This is a genomic window from Cyanobacteriota bacterium, from assembly GCA_027618255.1.
Lineage (GTDB): Bacteria > Cyanobacteriota > Vampirovibrionia > LMEP-6097 > LMEP-6097 > JABHOV01.
This window is the reverse complement of sequence record JAQCFG010000042.1, coordinates 1-17614: the sequence shown is the minus strand read 5'-3', so window position 1 is coordinate 17614 and position 17614 is coordinate 1. Positions and strand designations below refer to the sequence as shown.

Annotated in this window: 18 protein-coding genes; 8 read left to right on the top strand and 10 right to left on the bottom strand. The window is 39.4% G+C overall.

Annotated elements, in window-relative coordinates:
• From O3C63_06745 to O3C63_06735, 3 genes are all read left to right on the top strand, one after another.
• On the top strand, positions 1 to 844 hold an 844-nt coding region (locus O3C63_06745; protein ID MDA0772625.1), incomplete at its 5' end, for a hypothetical protein.
• 306 nt (positions 845 to 1150) lie between these two features.
• On the top strand, positions 1151 to 1783 hold the full coding sequence (locus O3C63_06740; GenBank protein ID MDA0772624.1) for a hypothetical protein: 633 nt from the start codon (positions 1151 to 1153) through the stop codon (positions 1781 to 1783).
• Between the two features lie 9 nt (positions 1784 to 1792).
• The gene (locus tag O3C63_06735; GenBank protein MDA0772623.1) at positions 1793 to 2245 is read left to right on the top strand and encodes a hypothetical protein; all 453 of its coding nucleotides are present in this window, start codon (positions 1793 to 1795) and stop codon (positions 2243 to 2245) included.
• Positions 2246 to 2313: 68 nt separating this feature from the next.
• On the opposite strand, the gene O3C63_06730 is transcribed toward O3C63_06735, so the two are convergent.
• Entirely contained in the window at positions 2314 to 3462 is a 1149-nt protein-coding gene (locus O3C63_06730) for an acyl-CoA dehydrogenase (GenBank protein MDA0772622.1), read from the bottom strand.
• Positions 3463 to 4051: 589 nt separating this feature from the next.
• On the opposite strand from O3C63_06730, the gene O3C63_06725 reads away from it, so the two are divergent.
• Entirely contained in the window at positions 4052 to 5923 is a 1872-nt protein-coding gene (locus O3C63_06725) for a S8 family peptidase (protein MDA0772621.1), read from the top strand.
• A gap of 25 nt (positions 5924 to 5948) precedes the next feature.
• Here O3C63_06725 and ung read toward each other — a convergent pair whose 3' ends face one another.
• The 5 genes from ung to speD form a co-directional block, all read right to left on the bottom strand.
• A complete protein-coding gene (gene ung / locus O3C63_06720; GenBank protein ID MDA0772620.1) occupies positions 5949 to 6629 on the bottom strand; it encodes a uracil-DNA glycosylase in 681 nt (226 codons plus the stop codon).
• 1 nt (position 6630) lies between these two features.
• Complete coding sequence (locus O3C63_06715) at positions 6631 to 7092, bottom strand: hypothetical protein (GenBank protein MDA0772619.1); 462 nt, start codon at positions 7090 to 7092, stop codon at positions 6631 to 6633.
• The gene (locus O3C63_06710; protein ID MDA0772618.1) at positions 7092 to 7580 is read right to left on the bottom strand and encodes a hypothetical protein; all 489 of its coding nucleotides are present in this window, start codon (positions 7578 to 7580) and stop codon (positions 7092 to 7094) included. Before O3C63_06710 ends, O3C63_06715 begins: the two co-directional genes overlap by 1 nt.
• A 15-nt stretch (positions 7581 to 7595) precedes the next feature.
• Entirely contained in the window at positions 7596 to 8594 is a 999-nt protein-coding gene (locus O3C63_06705; protein ID MDA0772617.1) for a hypothetical protein, read from the bottom strand.
• Between the two features lie 104 nt (positions 8595 to 8698).
• On the bottom strand, positions 8699 to 9136 hold the full coding sequence (gene speD / locus O3C63_06700) for an adenosylmethionine decarboxylase (GenBank protein ID MDA0772616.1): 438 nt from the start codon (positions 9134 to 9136) through the stop codon (positions 8699 to 8701).
• 242 nt (positions 9137 to 9378) lie between these two features.
• Here speD and O3C63_06695 point away from each other — a divergent pair, with 242 nt between their 5' ends.
• The gene (locus tag O3C63_06695; GenBank protein MDA0772615.1) at positions 9379 to 10146 is read left to right on the top strand and encodes a hypothetical protein; all 768 of its coding nucleotides are present in this window, start codon (positions 9379 to 9381) and stop codon (positions 10144 to 10146) included.
• A gap of 2 nt (positions 10147 to 10148) precedes the next feature.
• Here the strand turns inward: O3C63_06695 and O3C63_06690 are convergent, their stop codons facing one another.
• Genes O3C63_06690 through O3C63_06680 form a run of 3 tightly spaced genes read right to left on the bottom strand, consistent with a single transcriptional unit; the run spans position 10149 to position 13194 of the window.
• Positions 10149 to 10814 carry a LysM domain-containing protein gene (locus O3C63_06690; GenBank protein MDA0772614.1) on the bottom strand — a complete coding sequence of 222 codons (666 nt, stop codon included), beginning with the start codon at positions 10812 to 10814 and terminating at the stop codon, positions 10149 to 10151.
• Positions 10815 to 10831: 17 nt separating this feature from the next.
• The gene (locus O3C63_06685; GenBank protein MDA0772613.1) at positions 10832 to 12406 is read right to left on the bottom strand and encodes a peptide ABC transporter substrate-binding protein; all 1575 of its coding nucleotides are present in this window, start codon (positions 12404 to 12406) and stop codon (positions 10832 to 10834) included.
• Positions 12407 to 12453: 47 nt separating this feature from the next.
• Positions 12454 to 13194, bottom strand: a complete 741-nt coding sequence (locus O3C63_06680) for a prepilin-type N-terminal cleavage/methylation domain-containing protein (GenBank protein ID MDA0772612.1) — start codon at positions 13192 to 13194, stop codon at positions 12454 to 12456.
• A gap of 52 nt (positions 13195 to 13246) precedes the next feature.
• Between O3C63_06680 and coaE the strand changes: the two genes are divergently transcribed.
• Both coaE and O3C63_06670 read left to right on the top strand, forming a co-directional pair.
• On the top strand, positions 13247 to 13834 hold the full coding sequence (gene coaE / locus O3C63_06675) for a dephospho-CoA kinase (protein MDA0772611.1): 588 nt from the start codon (positions 13247 to 13249) through the stop codon (positions 13832 to 13834).
• Positions 13835 to 14087: 253 nt separating this feature from the next.
• A complete protein-coding gene (locus O3C63_06670) occupies positions 14088 to 14336 on the top strand; it encodes a hypothetical protein (GenBank protein ID MDA0772610.1) in 249 nt (82 codons plus the stop codon).
• 164 nt (positions 14337 to 14500) lie between these two features.
• On the opposite strand, the gene secF is transcribed toward O3C63_06670, so the two are convergent.
• Entirely contained in the window at positions 14501 to 15403 is a 903-nt protein-coding gene (gene secF, locus O3C63_06665) for a protein translocase subunit SecF (GenBank protein ID MDA0772609.1), read from the bottom strand.
• Between the two features lie 198 nt (positions 15404 to 15601).
• On the opposite strand from secF, the gene O3C63_06660 reads away from it, so the two are divergent.
• The coding region (locus tag O3C63_06660) for a flagellar biosynthesis protein FlhA (protein MDA0772608.1) at positions 15602 to 17614 on the top strand (2013 nt) is incomplete at its 3' end.

Genomic DNA, 17614 nt, shown 5'->3' with positions numbered 1-17614 from the left:
CAAAACAACAAGCTATTCTCATCAAGTATTAGTGCCAGCGATTGTTAATCCAAAACTCAAAGAGGTACTGCCTTTAATGCCAGAGGAAATCAGGAATGAAGATGGCAGAGAAAAGCAAGACTGTGAAATCAACGCAGCGAAAAGATTAATCCCAAAACTAAAAGAATATAACTTGCCATTCATCCTCTGTGGAGACGCAATGTTTGCGAATCAAAACATCATAGAACTCGCTCAGGAGAATGATTTTAGCTATATGCTTACAACAAAATCCGAGACTTTGATAAAGAGAGTCGAACAATCTTCTAATTTAAGAAGCAAAGAAGTTATTGTTAAAGGTAAAAAATATGTCTATGAGTGGTTGAACGAAGTTAGTCTACATTACAATGCTGAAACTATTATGGTCAACTATTTTTCATTAAAGATTATTGATATTGAAACAGGAGAAGCTACTTACAGAAATTCATGGGTAACTGATTTGAAGATTGAAGGTGAATTGGTGGAAACCTTTGTAGAAGCCGCTCGTAGCAGGTGGGAAATAGAGAACGAGTGTTTTAACATTCTGAAAAATAATGGTTATGAGATGGAACATAATTACGGTCATGGAGAAGAATATTTGGCTGCAAACTATTTTTTACTGACTCTTCTATCTCATTTGTTTCATCAGATTCATCAATTGGTTGATGAAGTTTACCAAAAATTGCGTATAAAAAAAGGACCATTAGTAGTTCTGTGGAATGATTTAAAAGCTGCTATTAAAATGATAATTTTTGATAGCTGGGAACAGCTCATTAATTATCTTTTAAACCCACCCAAAATTTACGCGTCACAATTGATGACAAGCTAGCAATATTAACAACAAAAACCGCTCAACAGCTCTCGCTGATTCATTTTGCTCGCCTGTTTGACAAAATGCCGATGCAACTTGGCTCTCTGACTGACTTTGCGCAAAATACTTCGTTAACGAAACCCCTTAATCTCGCTCTGAACCACAAATAAGAAGGTAAAACCTAGCTAAATCTACATTAAAAATAGTTTAATCAAGAATTGCTGGGTGCCAGATTATGTTGAAAAGTGAACTGGGGAGACGCGGCCCCAATAGCGGCCCCAATAGGCTGGGGAGACGTGTCTCCAATAGGGAATAAGAATAAAGATGAGAAAAATATTTACAGTTTTAGTTTTGCTTAGCACGATGATGGGGTCAGTTGTTTCGGCAGCAGATTTTGAATCAAGACTCAAGCTCCAAGTTTTAAATTATGATGGCCAGAAATTAAGTCTCAAAGTGACTGAAGCTACTGACAACTTTCCGGTTTCAACAGTTTTATATTCAACAATTACAGAACACAAACCTAATAGAAGATTGATGCGCTCTGAATATATCAAAGCAAATATCACAGAAGCAGTTTTTCCGAATGGCACCAAGCGTGATCTTAATCGCCAACTTAAAATCAGAACTAAAAGATTTGGTGGTAAACGAGCAGTTGGTAACAGCGTCATAGGAACAACAGGTTTGGTATTAGGAATCACTCTTGATTTTCTATCAATTGGTTTACCAGTAGCTAGAGGTGGTCTTGCTCTCTGGAACGCTGGTTATAATATCCACGAAAAAGAAGCTGATGAGAGTGCATTCAAAGAAGGTGGTAAAGGCTTTCTTTCAGGAGCTTTATTTCCGCTACCTCAGTTAATACTTAAATCTAAAAGACTTAATCTTGAGCCTGGTAGTGAAATTGTATTTATGTCTACTGACGACGATGATCAGGTCAAGGGAATTGCACTTGCGCTATAAAATTGCTCTATGAGAGCAATTTTAATCGTGTTTTTAGTTTTAAGTAGTACAGCAGTACAAGCACATTATTGGGTTAGTACCAACTTGATGACCAAGGTGGAAAGTATTGATCCGCAAACTGTTCAACTTAAAGTAGTTGAACAACAAGATGTTAATAAGCATGCTTATCCAGTTGGAACGGTGCTGACTTTGAAAAATAAAAAATGGACTACAAAGTCAGGAATATCTGATGAGAAAATTGAAACAAGATTAGTTTCAGCAAAATATCCAAATGGCACAGAAGCCTCTATCAATAAGACTTTGACTATTAAGCCAAGATCTACTTTTGAGCGTATGGCATGGTTAGTTTTTGGATTGATTCCTCAGGATATGTGGCTTCAAGCCGGTGATTCAGTTATTCTTTTTGATACTGCTAGCGAAAGCGATACAACGCTTACTGCAATCAAAGATCCAACTTTATGATGAATGTAGGATAGTTCTCTCAAGCTTGCTTTAAAGAGATGAGCCGGAGCGAAGAATGACGCATAGCGTTATAAATACTCTTTTTCAAGTGCTTTAGCAATTACTATACGTTGAATCTCTGAAGTGCCTTCATAGATCTCGGTGATTTTGGCATCACGCATATAGCGCTCGACGTTGTATTCGGTGGTGTAGCCGTAGCCGCCATGTATCTGTATCGCTTGGATAGTGTGTTTCATGGCCATTTCAGAAGCAAAGAGCTTAGCTTGGGCCGCTTTGCGTGAGAAAGGTTCTCCATTGTCATGAGCTAGAGCCGCTGCATAAGTTAAATAACGAGCAGCATCGATGTCTACTGCCATATCAGCTAATTTAAATTGAATTGCTTGGAAGTCCAAGATTTTTTGTCCGAAGGCTTCACGCACATTGGCATATTGTATTGAGTCTTCAAAAGCTGCTTGAGCAATTCCAATTGCTTGAGATGCCATGCCGATACGTCCACCATCAAGAGTTGACATTGCGATTTTAAAACCATCACCGACTTTACTTAGAATATTGGCTTTAGGAATTTTGCAACTATCAAAATGTAATTGAGTTGTTGAGCTTGCCCTTATGCCAAGTTTGTCTTCAGGTTTACCGAAACTAAATCCCTCTGTACCTTTTTCTACTAAGAATGCAGTTACACCCTTGTGTTTGAGTTCTTTGTTGGTCTGCGCTAGAACCAAGTAGATATCAGCTTCTGCGCCATTTGTGATCCAGGCTTTGCTGCCGTTGAGAATATAATTATCACCATCTTCTGTTGCAGTTGTATTCATTGCTGCTGCGTCACTGCCGTTGCTTGGTTCTGAAAGTGCAAAAGCTCCAAGCTTGCTACCTGCTGCAAGTGGTCTTAAGAATTTTTCTTTTTGCTCTTCATTACCCCAGTCTTGAATTGGCATTGCACACAGTGATAAGTGGGCGGACATGATAGTACCGGTGCTAGCGCATGCTTTAGAAAGTTCTTCCATCGCTATTGAATAGCAAATATAATCCATGCCGCCACCGCCGTATTTCGGGTCGATGGTGATGCCCATCAGTCCGGCTGCTGCCATTAGTTCGACGTTCTCTCTTGGGAAGCGATGACTTTTGTCAATTTCTTTGGCGCGTTCCTTGAGTTCTTTCTCAGCAATGTCTTGTAGCATTTTGCGGAGCATTTTTTGATCTTCTGTGTAATTAAAATCCATAGGTTTATATTACACCCACGTTGAGCCTTTCACTTTTCTTGAGATAATAGACTAGTCTATTTGTCGGTAATTTCAGGTAAAGTGATAGATATCTTGCGAAACGAAGTTTCGCAGTAGATGTCGCCTCAAAAAAGGTCGCAACCGCAACGAATGTTGCGAGTTGCGTTAATGATAATACCGACTTTTGCAAAAGGTCTAATAGACATCCTGCAAAACCCCGTTTTGCTAGTGATGTCGCCTCAAAAAAGGTCGCAACCGCAACGAATGTTGCGAGTTGCGTTAATGATAATTCCGACTTTTGCAAAAGGTCTAATGAAATTACCCTGAAAAGTGCTCAAGGTTGAGACGTGGGTGGCTAAATATACCCCGGGTGGGTATATTTAGCTTTAGTTTTACAGAAAATAGCCGTTTTTATTAGCTAAGGACTTCTTAGAAGTCTTGTTTCGTATTGATGAAAATAAAAAGCATAAATCTAATAGACTTTCTGCGAAAGTTCCTTTTGTCGCCACTAACGGAACTAGTGCTTTGCACTGTTCCGACCTTTGTTGTTTCGACATCACTAACAAAACTTCGTTTTGCAAGATGTCTAATGCTGTTAGTACTGCTATTGCTTAGCTCAGTACCGGCCGTGTTTGCAGAAACAGAACCTATAACTGTGCCAACTAGTTGTGAGGATATTGCCACGGGCAACTTGATTGTTAAATACAAAACTACTGAAAAACATAAATCTGCAATTCAATATCATAGACAAAAAGCAGAAAAGCATCTAAGGGCACACTTGAAGAATTTTCAAGTGAATTCATTTAAATCTATGCTTAATATTGAAGACTTGATGAAACATGATAAAAGAGAAATAATTCCAAATCAAAAAATGAATCAACGTAAAAAAGAATTGCTTGGTATGAGTTTACATGAAGGTCTAGAGGATATTTATTTAATGCATGTTGACCCTAAAGCCAATATGTTATTAGATTGGATTGATGCAACACAAGGAAGACTAGAACAAGTCAAGTGTACAAAATTATTGGAGCTTATGGCAAACCTAAGCACTGATCCGCAAATAGATTTTGTTGAACCAGATTACCTGATTAAGTTAGAGAGTTTTAAGCCCGAGGACTTTGGTGCTGATATTACTAGTGCTCAAGCACGGTCTGAGTGGAGCTTTGATTATGATGCTTTGTGGGGGCAAGAAGAGATTGGTACTAGTCAAGCTTGGCGCTACAATAGAGGCAAGGGTGCGATAGTTGCTGTAATAGATTCAGGTGTAAATTACAATCACCCTGATCTTTGGAACAATATTTGGGTTAACGATACTATTGTGCCTGATAGAAATCGAGATGGTCGCAAGGATCTTAATGATCTTGATGTGAATGGTAATAAAAAACTAGAAAGTAATGAAGTCTTACCGGGTTCTATTGGTTTCGATTTTATTGATAATGACAATGAACCAATGGATGAAGCGATTGGGCATGGAACGCATGTCGCTGGAATCATCGCCGCTGAGTCTGGCAATAATATTGGTATTGCTGGTGTTGCTCCTGAGGCACGTATTATGCCTCTCAAGATTTTTTCTAATCGTGGACAGACTCATGTCAGTTTACTTATTCAGGCTTTGCATTACGCTGCCCAAAAAGGTGCAGATGTTTGTAATCTTTCACTTACAGGAACCAGTTATAGTAAGGCTTTAGCCAAGACAATCAAGGCTGTTTCACAAGTGATGGTGATTGTTGCAGCTGCTGGTAATGAGAATCGTGATATTTCAAATACTAACTCAAGTACAGTTGCAAGCCCTGCTGTTATACCAGAAGTGATTGCAGTTGCCGCGATGACCAATGCTCGAACTAAAGCTAGTTTTTCTAATTATGGTTTTAACACTGACTTTGCTGCTCCAGGTAGTTCTAAGTTTGGTTCAGTTAATATTCTTTCTACTGACATTAATGCTTCTGGTTATCGTCTCAGGGCAGGCACCTCTATGGCAACACCATTTGTAGTTGGAGCTATTGCCATACTTAAAACTAGGCGCCCAAATCTGCACGCTGATGAAGTACGAAATCTTTTGCGCCTTAAAACTATTTCGGTAAGATCCTCAACATATATTGGTGCAGGTCTAATCCAGTTGCCAAGTGCCATAACGGCGAGCACTAAAGTGCCCCGAGTACAATTGAAAATAGCAGAGTATCAGTACCCTCACCTAAAAACCTTAAATGGCTTGATCAGTGTCAAGGGTTCTATCATTGGTACGGATCTCATGTCGTATGAGATCAAGTTAGGCAAAGGTACTAACCCACTTGAATGGGATTCTTTAATTAAACAAGAACAACGTTTTATGAAAAAAGGTGTCCTGCTCAAAGGCTTAGAGACGCGAGCTTTTGCCAATGGCATTTATACAATGCGCCTCAGTGCCATCAATAGTCTTGGTGAAGAGGCTTATGATGACGCCCTCGTCTTGATCCAGAATTGAAACGACGTGAGGATCCCCTTAGCTGCTACCAACTAATAACATCAATCCCTTGACTAAGCAAATACTGATTAGCCTGCGAAAAATGCTTACAACCAAAAAATCCTCGATAGGAAGAGAGTGGTGAGGGGTGCGGAGCCTCTAAAACCAGATGTTTCGTTTTGTCTATCATGCTGACTTTCTTCCTGGCAGGCGCGCCCCAGAGCATAAAGACCACATGCTCGCATTGATCATTAATAATTTCAATCACTGTATCTGTAAACCTCTCCCAGCCTTGGTTAAAATGAGAACCTGCTTGACCAACACGCACAGTGAGAGAAGTATTGAGCAGGAACACACCTTGCTTTGCCCAAGAACTTAAATCACCATGCTCTGGAATTTCAATTCCAATATCGTCACGAAGTTCTTTAAAGATATTCACTAGTGAAGGAGGTTTTGCAATACCTTCTCTAACGGAGAAACAAAGTCCGTGTGCTTGACCTGGTCCATGATAAGGATCTTGCCCGAGTATCACTACTTTAACTTTGTTAAGGGGACAGTAATTGAAGGCATTGAATATATTATTGGCTGCTGGGTAGATAGTTTGAGTCTGGTATTCTTCTGTTAGAAAATTTTGTAGAGTAAGCATGTAGTCCTTACTCAATTCTGCTTGTAGTTCTTTTGCCCAACTAGCTTCAAGCTGATCTTGTAGTTTAGTTTGGACTTGCATTTTAGTTATAGACTTTGGGTTTTTTGAAAATAAGTTTGCTAATAAAAAATAGAATGAGTGAAACGGCAAGATTGGTGAGAGTCGCTACTAGAATGTGATTGAAATTAATTGCTCCTTGTGAGTAAATCAATTCAAGAATTGGCGAGAAGATGATATTGAAAATAATGCAGATGATTAGTTTGTCTGCAATTTGATGAGGATTGAGTTTGCTGAGAATAAACGCTAGCAGCGGATAGATCCAGAAAATGCTGATGTCATAAACCAGTAAAGAAGACAATATGCATAAGATAGAAGCGATGACTAGGTTTTGATAAATAGGTAGCAAACTAGAACTAACAAAAATAAATGCTAGAGCGAGGTTGAAAGGAATAGAATCAAAACTACTAAATACAGCAACTTGTAAGTTAACTAATACCAAACAAAACAGTACTAGTTTCCAATCTTCTTTTTGTAAAAATGCCATTACTTGATGTAGTCAGGGATTTCATCATCATTGTCGATACCGTTAGGATTTACTCTGCGACCTGAATCCCCACCTGGGAAGAAAACAGCTTTCTCGTTTGCTTTGTCTTCAAACATTAAATCGATGTTTTCGTTTTGATCGTATTCAAGAAGCCCAGCTTTAACACCTTTGGTAGCCATTAGATTTGGTAGGTCAACTGCAACACCTGTTTGTTCAACAGCTACAGTCGCATCTTGTCTGTCGGTATCAGCCTTAAGTTGAATTTCTTCTGCTTTCGCTCTGATTTTTGCTGCACGTAGATCCTGGCGAACGGCTTTCATTAATTGACTAATAGCGTCTTTTTGAGCTTTCAATCTATCAAGTTGAGCTTGCGCATTTGCTAATTTATCAAGTGCATATCCTTGTCGATCTTCAGCTTTGACTAAGTTTAAAGAACTAACTGCAAATAACAATGCTAAAACCAGAAATTTATTTATCATACGGCTCATTATACAATATTTTTACTAGTTATAAATAGTTTTCAAATTCTCAAAGTTTTCATGAGCTTTGCCTGAATAAACAGATTTCTTTGCTTGCTCAAGGTATTGACTTAATAAATCTGTGAATTTATGGTAGTTATCGGTACAATCACCCTTGTCAAGATAAGAGAGAAGGGACGAATTAAGGCAAACTGTACTTATCTTCGCTGTATTGCGATTCGATCCATTAAGAATCTCATTAATAATCGCAGCATTGTCTTGATGATCTTTGCCTCCAGCAAGATCCTCTTTGTTATCGCGTAAATCTAAATCAGCAGCATCAAAATCAAATTCTATTTTTTTAGATTGATTGAGCAGGATGATTTTGGATTTAGAAGCGCTAGTAATTTCGTCGACTTTAGTTCCATCTGCAAATTCAGAAATCACAATGATGGCAGCTCGTCTTTTGCCTTGTTCAATAAGTGATTTTACTAAATCCACAATGGTTGATAACCATTTTTCTTTGGCAACACCAATTACTTGTCCTTCTAAAACGACCGGACTCGCTAAGGGGCCGATAAGTGAGATGAAACTAGTAAGCCTGTGTTTACGGCAGATTTGTTTGATTGGTGCGAGCAAATCTACTAAGATGGGATTTGAATAAAATGCCAAGTTGGTTTTTTCTAGTCCCATGATTTTTTGTTCAAGACTTACAGCTAAATTAAGACCTAGTGCTTCAATCACGTCGACAGAGCCTGTTGTACTACTGCTTGATCTGCCACCATTTTTGCAGATCCTAATTCCGCAACTGGCAGCGATAATAGCAGCGGTTGTTGAGATATTAAAAGTATTAGCTCCGTCACCACCGGTGCCACAGCAGTCATAGACAGGAGTTTGAAGATCCAGTGCAACAGCTTGTGCAAAAATATAGTTTAAATAGTCTTGAATTTGCCCGGCAGAAAAATCTTCAGAACTTTGGATGAACTCAAGTAGTTCAGCTTCGTTCATTGATTCTAGATTGCTAAACAGTTTTTCAGGTTTCATCTTAATGCTTATGCGCGCTACTTACGTAGCCTACTGCTCCTGCACACAGGCTTTGCTGTCTCTTCCATTGTTTAAATCAAGGAGTCAGGGCAAAGCCCGCAGCATTAACTAGCAAGTGCAAATTGATTAAACTGTGTCCGCTCATTGTCTAGAACTAATTTGGCTCTAGTCATTGAACGAGGGAATTCCCTACCACGTTGAATTAATTGTTGATCCCAAGCTTCCGGTTCAAATACTTTGACGATTTCTCTGACTGCTTGTTTAACATCAAATTCTTTGCAGCTGAAAATATCTACGGTAAGAAAACCTTTGTCCGGAAAAGTATGAAACGCCAAGTGACTTTCAGCGATGATTACAATCCCACTAAGTCCCCAATCATCAGGCTCCTGACCACCTTTGTATTCAAATACGTGGGGTGCCATGATTTTGGTCATATTCATTTTTGTTGGTAATTCATTCAGGAGATCTGTTAAAAGCTTCATGTCCGTTAATTTTGCGTAACTACATCCTGTTGCTTCCATTATTAAATGCGGGCCGAACATACACTTTACCTCCTGTTTTTATTGGTGCTAACCGTAATTTGTTTGCATATTATTGCCTTACTTGCTTAAACAAGTAGGGTTTATCATATCAGCATTGTTTTGATAAATCATTAAAAAATTCTGGTATTTACGTATAGGGGTTCCCCTTGTTTCTGTACTAATCACGGCTTTTGTTGTGGCACAAACGAGACATGGCAATACATGTTATAATCTGTATTGCGTATTGATAATAATTTTATGAAATGAACAGTCCCATCTCTAGCGTGAATACAGCAAGCCCGGCCCATGATTTGGGCCCAAGCAGACGAGCTCAAGCTGAAATACCGGTACTTGCAACACAAGTCTTGAACCAGCGTGAAAATGCAGAGGCGATTGCTAATACCTATGAAACGAAAAATAAATTAGAGGTGACTGATGCCGTTTCGCTTAAGGGTTTGACTGTGATTGATGATGTTTTCAACTTTGCTAAGAAAATTGGCAGGAGTGCATGTTTGGTTGGTGGTTGGGTTTGTTCAACAGCTGCAGTTGCATCGATGTTTTTCTTTAATGTGAAAACTTTCGGACTTTTATTCGGAATACCTGCTGCTTTATTTTTTGTGGTTGCAACTACTTTGGATAAATCTACCAATAAGCAGACTAGTTCGGCGATGATTACCGATCCACTTAAGGCAGTATCAAATTTATTAGAGAACAATACCAAGTTTTTGAGAGAGAATCCTAGTCATGTCATTAAAGTGATTCAGTCAGTTGATGAGATGTCTAAGAATACACAAGACTACTTCGATGCGGTTGATAGGCTTGAAGCTTTACGTGAAGCAATTTTGGTTGATAAAGCTCAACTTAGTAGCCATGAAGATGAATTGAGTTTGATGTATGCCGGACAAATGGATGATTACTTAGCTGTGCTTGACAACATCTTGACTGTACCAGAGTCTAAAACAATGGAAGATGATGTAAGAGAGCAAGCTCGTTCAATGCATAGTCAAGCACAGAAGCAGCAAGCGTTATAGTTTTACATAGGGACAATGACTGTCTGTCCAATTTGAAGCAGTCTTGCATTACTGATATGATTTGCCATTTTGATTTTTTGAATATTGTTATAGCTACTTGAGCCGTAGAACTTGCTAGCTACTTTTTCTATAGTATCTCCTGAACGGATTTTGTACTCCATTAAAGTTACGCTGTTGGAGCTGAGTAGAGGCGATCTTTTTACTAATTCTTGAGTTGGCGCACTAGCTAGAATGATGTTTTCTACACTAAGTTCTTCATTTGCTTTGTCTGGGATGGTGTCAGCTGTACCTGTTGCAATTTTGTCTTGATTGTTGATGTTTTTACCTTTGACTATTACTTGTGAGCCAAATTGAGTGTTTGAATAGTTTTTGTGCGGTAATATTAACGAGAAAAACAGAATAAAGAGTACTACTGAGACACCTATAATAAACATCAAAGCCCAGTTTTGAATATTTTTATAGTCTCTACTGCTTAAAAAAGTCGAGTTGACAGGAGTGAAAAAAGAATTAAGGTTGGCTTCTAAATCAGAGTCTTGGCTTAGGTTCTGTAAGGTTGCCATGCTTGGGCGATTTAGACCCAGTTCATCTTTGAGTTTCGCTGAAAGTACTCTATCAGTACCTGTGTTGATGCCTTTCTTGATTTTTTCTTTTATTCCAGCGAGGTTCATTGTTTTCATTATAGCATTTAGTCTTTTTGGACCCTATCCAAAAAGACTAAGTCCATTGGATTATAAACAAAGTTCTTAACCCAAGGTTTTTTAATTATGCTTTGTCTGTCTATATAAAGTGGTGCGATTGCGGCTTCTTCTTGGCTCAGAATTTCTTCAGCTCTGGTATATAGTGCCCGTCTTTTCTTGGTGTCTATAGTTTCAGCGGCGGTTTTCACTAGGTAATCATATTCATTGTTATGAAAACTAATATCATTGAAGGGATTGTTTGTTGTGAATAATGCCATGAAACTATCAGGATCAGGGTAATCAGCGCCCCAATTGGAACGGAATAGGTCAGGAGGGTCTTGTCTTAACCTTGCTAGAAATACTTTCCATTCCATGGTGGTGATTTTGATTTTGATATTTAGTTCTTGTTTCCAAATTGCTTGCAGGGTTTCAGCTTGGAGTTTGGTATCTTCTCTACTTGGTACCGCTAGTTCAAGTTCAGGAAAATTCTTGCCTTCGGGGTAACCAGCTTGAGCCAGTAGTGAACGTGCTAGTTCAGGATAGAAGCCATCTTGTTTAAATGGAGTTTTAAATTTGTGTTCAAAGTTGTTGGCGATTTGTTCTGTGTCGAGATAGCTAGAAAGACTTGGAGGTATCCAGGTATTGTTTGCGACATCACCCTTGGACCTAATTTGAGTAAATAGCTTTCTGTCTATCGCAAAGCTCATGGCTTGGCGCACTCGTTTATCATCGAGTGGGGTTTTTTTGTGATTAAAGCCGACAAAACTATTTCTCAATAAAAGGTAACGATTAACACTAAAAGCCCCCATCTCCCCTTCCGGAAGATTTTTATATTCACTTGCTGGAATAGATCTTCCATCTATCCAGTCAAATTGATTATTGAGAAACAAAGTGTAGGCGCTGGATTGCTCAGAGACCATAAAATATTTGAGGTATTTAATGTTGGCTTTACTTTGGAAAAAATCATCGTTACGCTCTAAGAGGATCTTGTATTCATGTTGCCATTTTTTGAGTTTGTAGGGTCCATTAGTAATTAGGTTCTGTGGTTCAGTCCATGTTGAACCATATTTGTCGATAAGGTCTAATCTAATAGGATAAGTTATTACTGAAGAACTGAGATATATAAAGTAGGGTGTTGGATGTTTGAGCTTGATTAATAGTTCATGGTCATTAATTGCCTTGCTGTTTTGAATATCAATCATTGAAATCAAGTCAGCATAGGGTGCAGCTGTTGCCGGATCAAGCATTCTTGTATAGGAATCTATAAAGTTGCGAGCGACTACAGCTTGCCCATCAGTCCATTGGGCTTGCGGGTCCAAATGAAATAAATAACTAAGACCGTCTTCGCTGATATCCCAGCTAAGGGCACAACCTGGAATTGAAATTGCTTCTCCATTATTATTGGTTGAAAACCTGGTAAGACCGATCATTATATTAGCGACTATGTCCATCGAGTTATAGTCTTGGAGCCTGTTCCAGTCAAGTGTTGGCGGTTCGGTACCAAGGTTCATGCGCAAAGTATCGGGCTCTGGAGTTTTGGAGCAGGAAGCTAAAAATAGAATGATAATTAGTAGTTTTTTCATATCAAATGGATTGCCCCGCTTCTACGAAGCTCGCAATGACCTAACGGTCAGTTACGAGGTGTTACTGCTGTCTCAAACTCGAGATTAGAATTAGTTTGCGGGTCTACTAGTTTGACTTTGATTTTGAATAGATGTTCGTAGTTAACTGTGTAGTAATAATAGGCAAATTCAGATTGATATAGTGAAAACTCATCAGAAAGATCGTTGTAGGCAACATCTGCTGCGATGCCAGTTTTGGTTACACCTTCTTCTTCGTCGTAATTAGCTTTACCTAGTAGGCTTGGTGGCATGATAGGCCAGTAGCGCGAGTTGTCATTGGTATAAATACCATCTTGATTTTTGATTTTGAGTAGTTTTAATTTGGCTCTATCAAGAACTAAATTATCGTCCCGGTCTTTGGCAAAAGCGATGTAATAGAGGTAATAATCATAGGGATCATCACTACGGTCGGCAACTTTGGCTTTGAGGTCTTGGGATTCTTTGGTTTCACCAATGACTGGTATCGTAAAATAAATATAGGGCTTACCAAATGCGTAATCTCTGGGTAAGGGTACATTGGAGTTGTAACCATCACCAACATAAACCATCCCTTTGTTGGCTTGCTTGATATTGTTTGCCATGGCTTGCAAGGCTGATCTGGCGTTAGTTTGCAGCTTACCATATTGGAATGATTTATGGAAAAGCACCATACCTTTGTTGTAGTTGCCATAAATTAATCCAAGAACTATCGCAAGAATACTGATTGCAACCATGAGTTCTATTAGGGTGTAGCCTTTGCTATTTCTCACACTTCCAGTATATGGCATAATGTGGGGGAGAGGGGAATAGGGAAACGGGTCTATGCCAAAGATTATTGGACTTACTGGAAATATAGCTTGTGGTAAATCTAGTCTGGCGCGAATTTTGATTGAGCGCGGGATTCCTGTTTTGGATAGTGATGATGTTGTTCAAGAGCTTTATCAGGATAAGCAAGTGCAGTCTGAGATTTTAGAGATTTTTGCTAGTCTTGATAAGCAAAAAATATCTAAGATGATTTTTGGTGATGATGATTTAGCGAAGTCACGACGCAAAGAACTTGAGGCGATTTTACATCCCCGGATAAAACACAAGTTCAATGAATGGTTGCAGCAGAATCAATCTGCAGAGCTAGTGGTGAATGTGCTGCCACTTTTGTTTGAAGCTGGTTTAGAAAATCGATATGACTATATTGTTACGGTTTTTTGTGATGATAAAGTGCAGCTTCATCGTCTGCAAGCACGCAATCCAGAATTATCTGGGCCCGAGATTGAAAAGAGAATTAAGTCACAAATGCCACAGACTGAAAAGATTAAAAGAGCTGATTATCTAATAGAGAATAATCAAGGTTTAGAGGAGTTAAAACAAGGCTTGAACGGGGTTCTTGAACAGATAAGACTCGTGCGGAACTAGGGGTTTCACCTTTATTTTCCCTTTAATATTTATATTTTATACATTATTTATAAAATAAACTTTAAATTTAAGTAATAGCACTTTACTTTACATATGATATGTTATACAATTTAATTTAGCGTCAATTTACACGTAAGATGTGGTGGATTCACCGTTTAAGAGGGCGCTTGTGTAATTAGTACATCATGTATGTTATAATTACACAATACACAATACATGATAAACATGTAAAGCAAACAGGAGTGATCCAAGAATGATAGAAACAAAAACAAGAAAGAAAACGGGCCCGAAACCATTATATGGTGAAGCCAAGAAGATGGTATCTTTCCGTCTTAGTCCAGAAGCATTGACCATTATCAAGGGCTTAGCGGACAGAGAAAGTCTTAGTCAAGCTGAAGTACTTGAAAGATGGGCCAGACAGTTCAAGGGAGGTAATCCTGAGACTGAAATAGCTCAAGAAGCTGTTGCTGCTAACCGTGAGTTAGTAGGATCAGAAAGATAGTCCAAGAATTTTCACTTGTCGGCCAATGGCCGGCGATATAACTCCGTACGGAGTTAAGGGAAGGAATTGGATTACTAAAGCTTATAAAAAAGACCCCGCCGGGGTCTTTTTTGTTTTGTTGCTGTAATTGCAAAAACTTCGTCTTGCAGTTTTGTTTATAGTAACTACTTGGATCTAAAAGCAACTAACATTGGGCTTGCAAGAAAAAGTGAACTGTAAGTTCCAATAGCAAGTCCTACAAAAAGTGCTCCAACAAAGAGTTGGGTTGAATTGCCACCAAGGAAGAACAAGAAAGCAAGCACTGTCAGGGTGGTAATTGAAGTGTTGAGTGATCTAGTTGATACTTGATTCACACTTAGATTTGCAACGTCAGGGAAGGTGAATTTTTGTGTTTGAAGTTTTTGGTTCTCGCGAATTCTGTCAAAGACTACGATAGTGTCATGCACTGAAAAACCAAAGGTAGTTAGGATCGCTGTAATAAACAAGCTGTTAACTTCGATCCCTTGAAACAAACCAAGAAACGCAAAGAGTCCCATGACGATTACTACGTCATGCACCAGTGCTAGGATTGCAGCAAAAGCATAGTCGCGTTTGAAGCGCGATGAGATATATACAATGATCGCAATTACAGTAAAAAATAAAGCCAATAAACCACTTTGGAAAAGTTCAGGACCGATGATAGGACTCACTGTATCAATGGCGTTGATATTATATTCGCCATAAGTTTCTATGAGCTTGAGGTTTAAATTGTCCATTGCAGGATCATCAGAAATTGCTTTGGTGCGAATAATCAAAAGCGGTGACTCGTCTTGTGTGATTGTCGCTGTGCTGTTATTAAGACCAACATTGTTGAGGATTTCAATAACAGTGGTGCTATTGAGTGACGCTAATTTAGTTTTGTCAACAAAACTATATTCAAGTTTGGTACCACCTGTAAAGTCCAAGCCTAATCTAATTGGGGCTCCGAGCTTAACGGTAGATAAAATCATGAATATCAAGCTTGCTCCAACGAGGAGAGCTGAGAAACCAAACCAAATCTTCGAGTTTTTAACGCTGTTCACTGTCATATCACCCAAAAGAATACCATATTAAAAATGGAGACCCCGGGTATCTCCATTTTTAATTTCTTTGGCAAAAATGGAGATACCCGGGGTCTCCATTTAAGATAACGCAAATCTTCCGTTGAATTAAGCCCTTGTTAATGCAAAATTGTTAGATAACGGGTATTAATTATATATAGCCTTTGTTTGGCTAGACTTCCTCACATGCCTGGTGTAAAAATAAGTGAATTATTAGTTGGCGCGCTGATTTTCGGGATCATCCTGATTATCATTATTCCTTTGCCGCCATTTTTATTGGATCTTTATATATCTATCAACCTCACACTCGCCGTTATTGCGATTGGTATCTCTCTCTATATTTCTAAACCGCTAGATTTTGGAGCCTTACCTACTTTCCTGTTACTTACAACTATGTTTAGGCTAGCTCTCAACATCTCAACAACTCGTTCGATTTTATTGAATGCAGATGCTGGGAAATTAATTGCAGCAATGGGCAATTTCGTTGCAGGTGGAAATATAGTTGTCGGGATAATTATCTTCGTCATCATTACCGTTGTGCAGTTCATGGTGATTACCAAAGGTGCTGAGCGTGTTGCTGAAGTATCTGCACGTTTTGCTTTGGATGCGATGCCAGGTAAACAAATGTCTATCGATGCCGATTTTAATGCAGGTCTCATTACTAGTGAACAAGCGAAAGCCAAGCGTTCTGAAGTAGAACGAGAATCTGCTTTCTTTGGTTCCATGGATGGTGCCTCCAAGTTCGTCAAGGGTGATTCGATGGCGGGTATCATCATTACCATCATTAATATAGTCGCAGGTTTGACTATTGGTATGGCGCAAAAAGGCTTGCCGTTTGAGGTTGCCGCCCAGAAATATATCATTCTTACTATTGGTGATGCGATTTCGGCAATTTTGCCAGCGCTGATCCTTTCAATTGCAACCGGTATCATAGTTACTCGTGCAGGTTCTACTGCTGATTCTTTTGGTCAGGATTTGGCAAAACAATTAATGGCTCGCCCAAATGCTTTTGCTGTTGGTGCAGCATTACTGTTCATTTTTGCTTTCTTACCAGGCATGCCAAAAGTAGTTCTGTTTGTTCTAGGTTTTGGACTTGTTGCATTTGTTATTTATCTCAACAAACAAAAAAACAAAGCTGCCGGTAAAGATCTTGATACTGATGTCGAGATAGATGAGAGTGTTGATCAAAGCGGCGCGCCGCGTGCAACTCCAGAGATGATGTATTCATTGCTTGAAGTAGACAAGCTGGCTGTTTGGGTTGGTTCTGGTTTGCTTGATATTGCTGACCCAGCACGTAACGGAACTCTCGTTCCTGAGATCGCTTCCTTGCGTCACCAATTAACTCTCAACCTTGGTTATATCCTGCCTTCAGTGCGTATCATGGACGCGCCTTCACTTTCGCCAAGCGAGTACCGTGTAGTAATTCGCGATACTACTGTAGCATCTGCAGAGGTCTATGCTGACAAGATGCTAATCTTGCGCGAGGACTGGGACAATATTTATTCAGAGCCACCACCTGGCTCATTGCCGGGCTGGGAGCCAGCTTTGCAGGAAGCAGCGTACTGGGTTGATCCAGAGTATCTTGAACAAATTGATTGGGACCGGCCAGCTGCGCCAGCTGTGCGTGTCATCACCGCGCACATTGCTGAAGTAGTGCGCAAGAATATAGATGATTTGCTTGAGAAAGCAGATGTACGCCGTGTACTTGATCAAGTCAAACAATATGATAGTCAATTGATTGATAATCTAGTGCCGGGTGCAATCTCACTTGGTGACTTGCGTAGAGTTTTTGTTAATATGCTCAAGGAACGTGTTTCAATTAGAGATATTCATTATGTACTTGAGCGCTTGGAAGATCTTACCGTTGCAATCAAAGATCCTGACCAGCTTTCAGAGAAACTTCGTGTTTCGCTTGGTAGACAAATATGTCTTGAGTTTGCAACTCCTGACCGCCAGCTTCCAGCAATGGCTTTTCATCCAAGCTGGGAAACGCGCTTGGAGCAAGCTCTTCAAAAAGTCGATAACAATATGGTACTTATTCTTGAACCAAAACAAATTCAAAATCTTGTGACGATGATTTCTAACGCCTCGCGCCGTATTCTTGAGCAAGTAGAACGCCGTCCTATATTGATTTGCGGGCCGTCACTGCGTTTGCCATTGTTTAGATTAATTGAGCAGTTTGATCCGCATGTGCATATA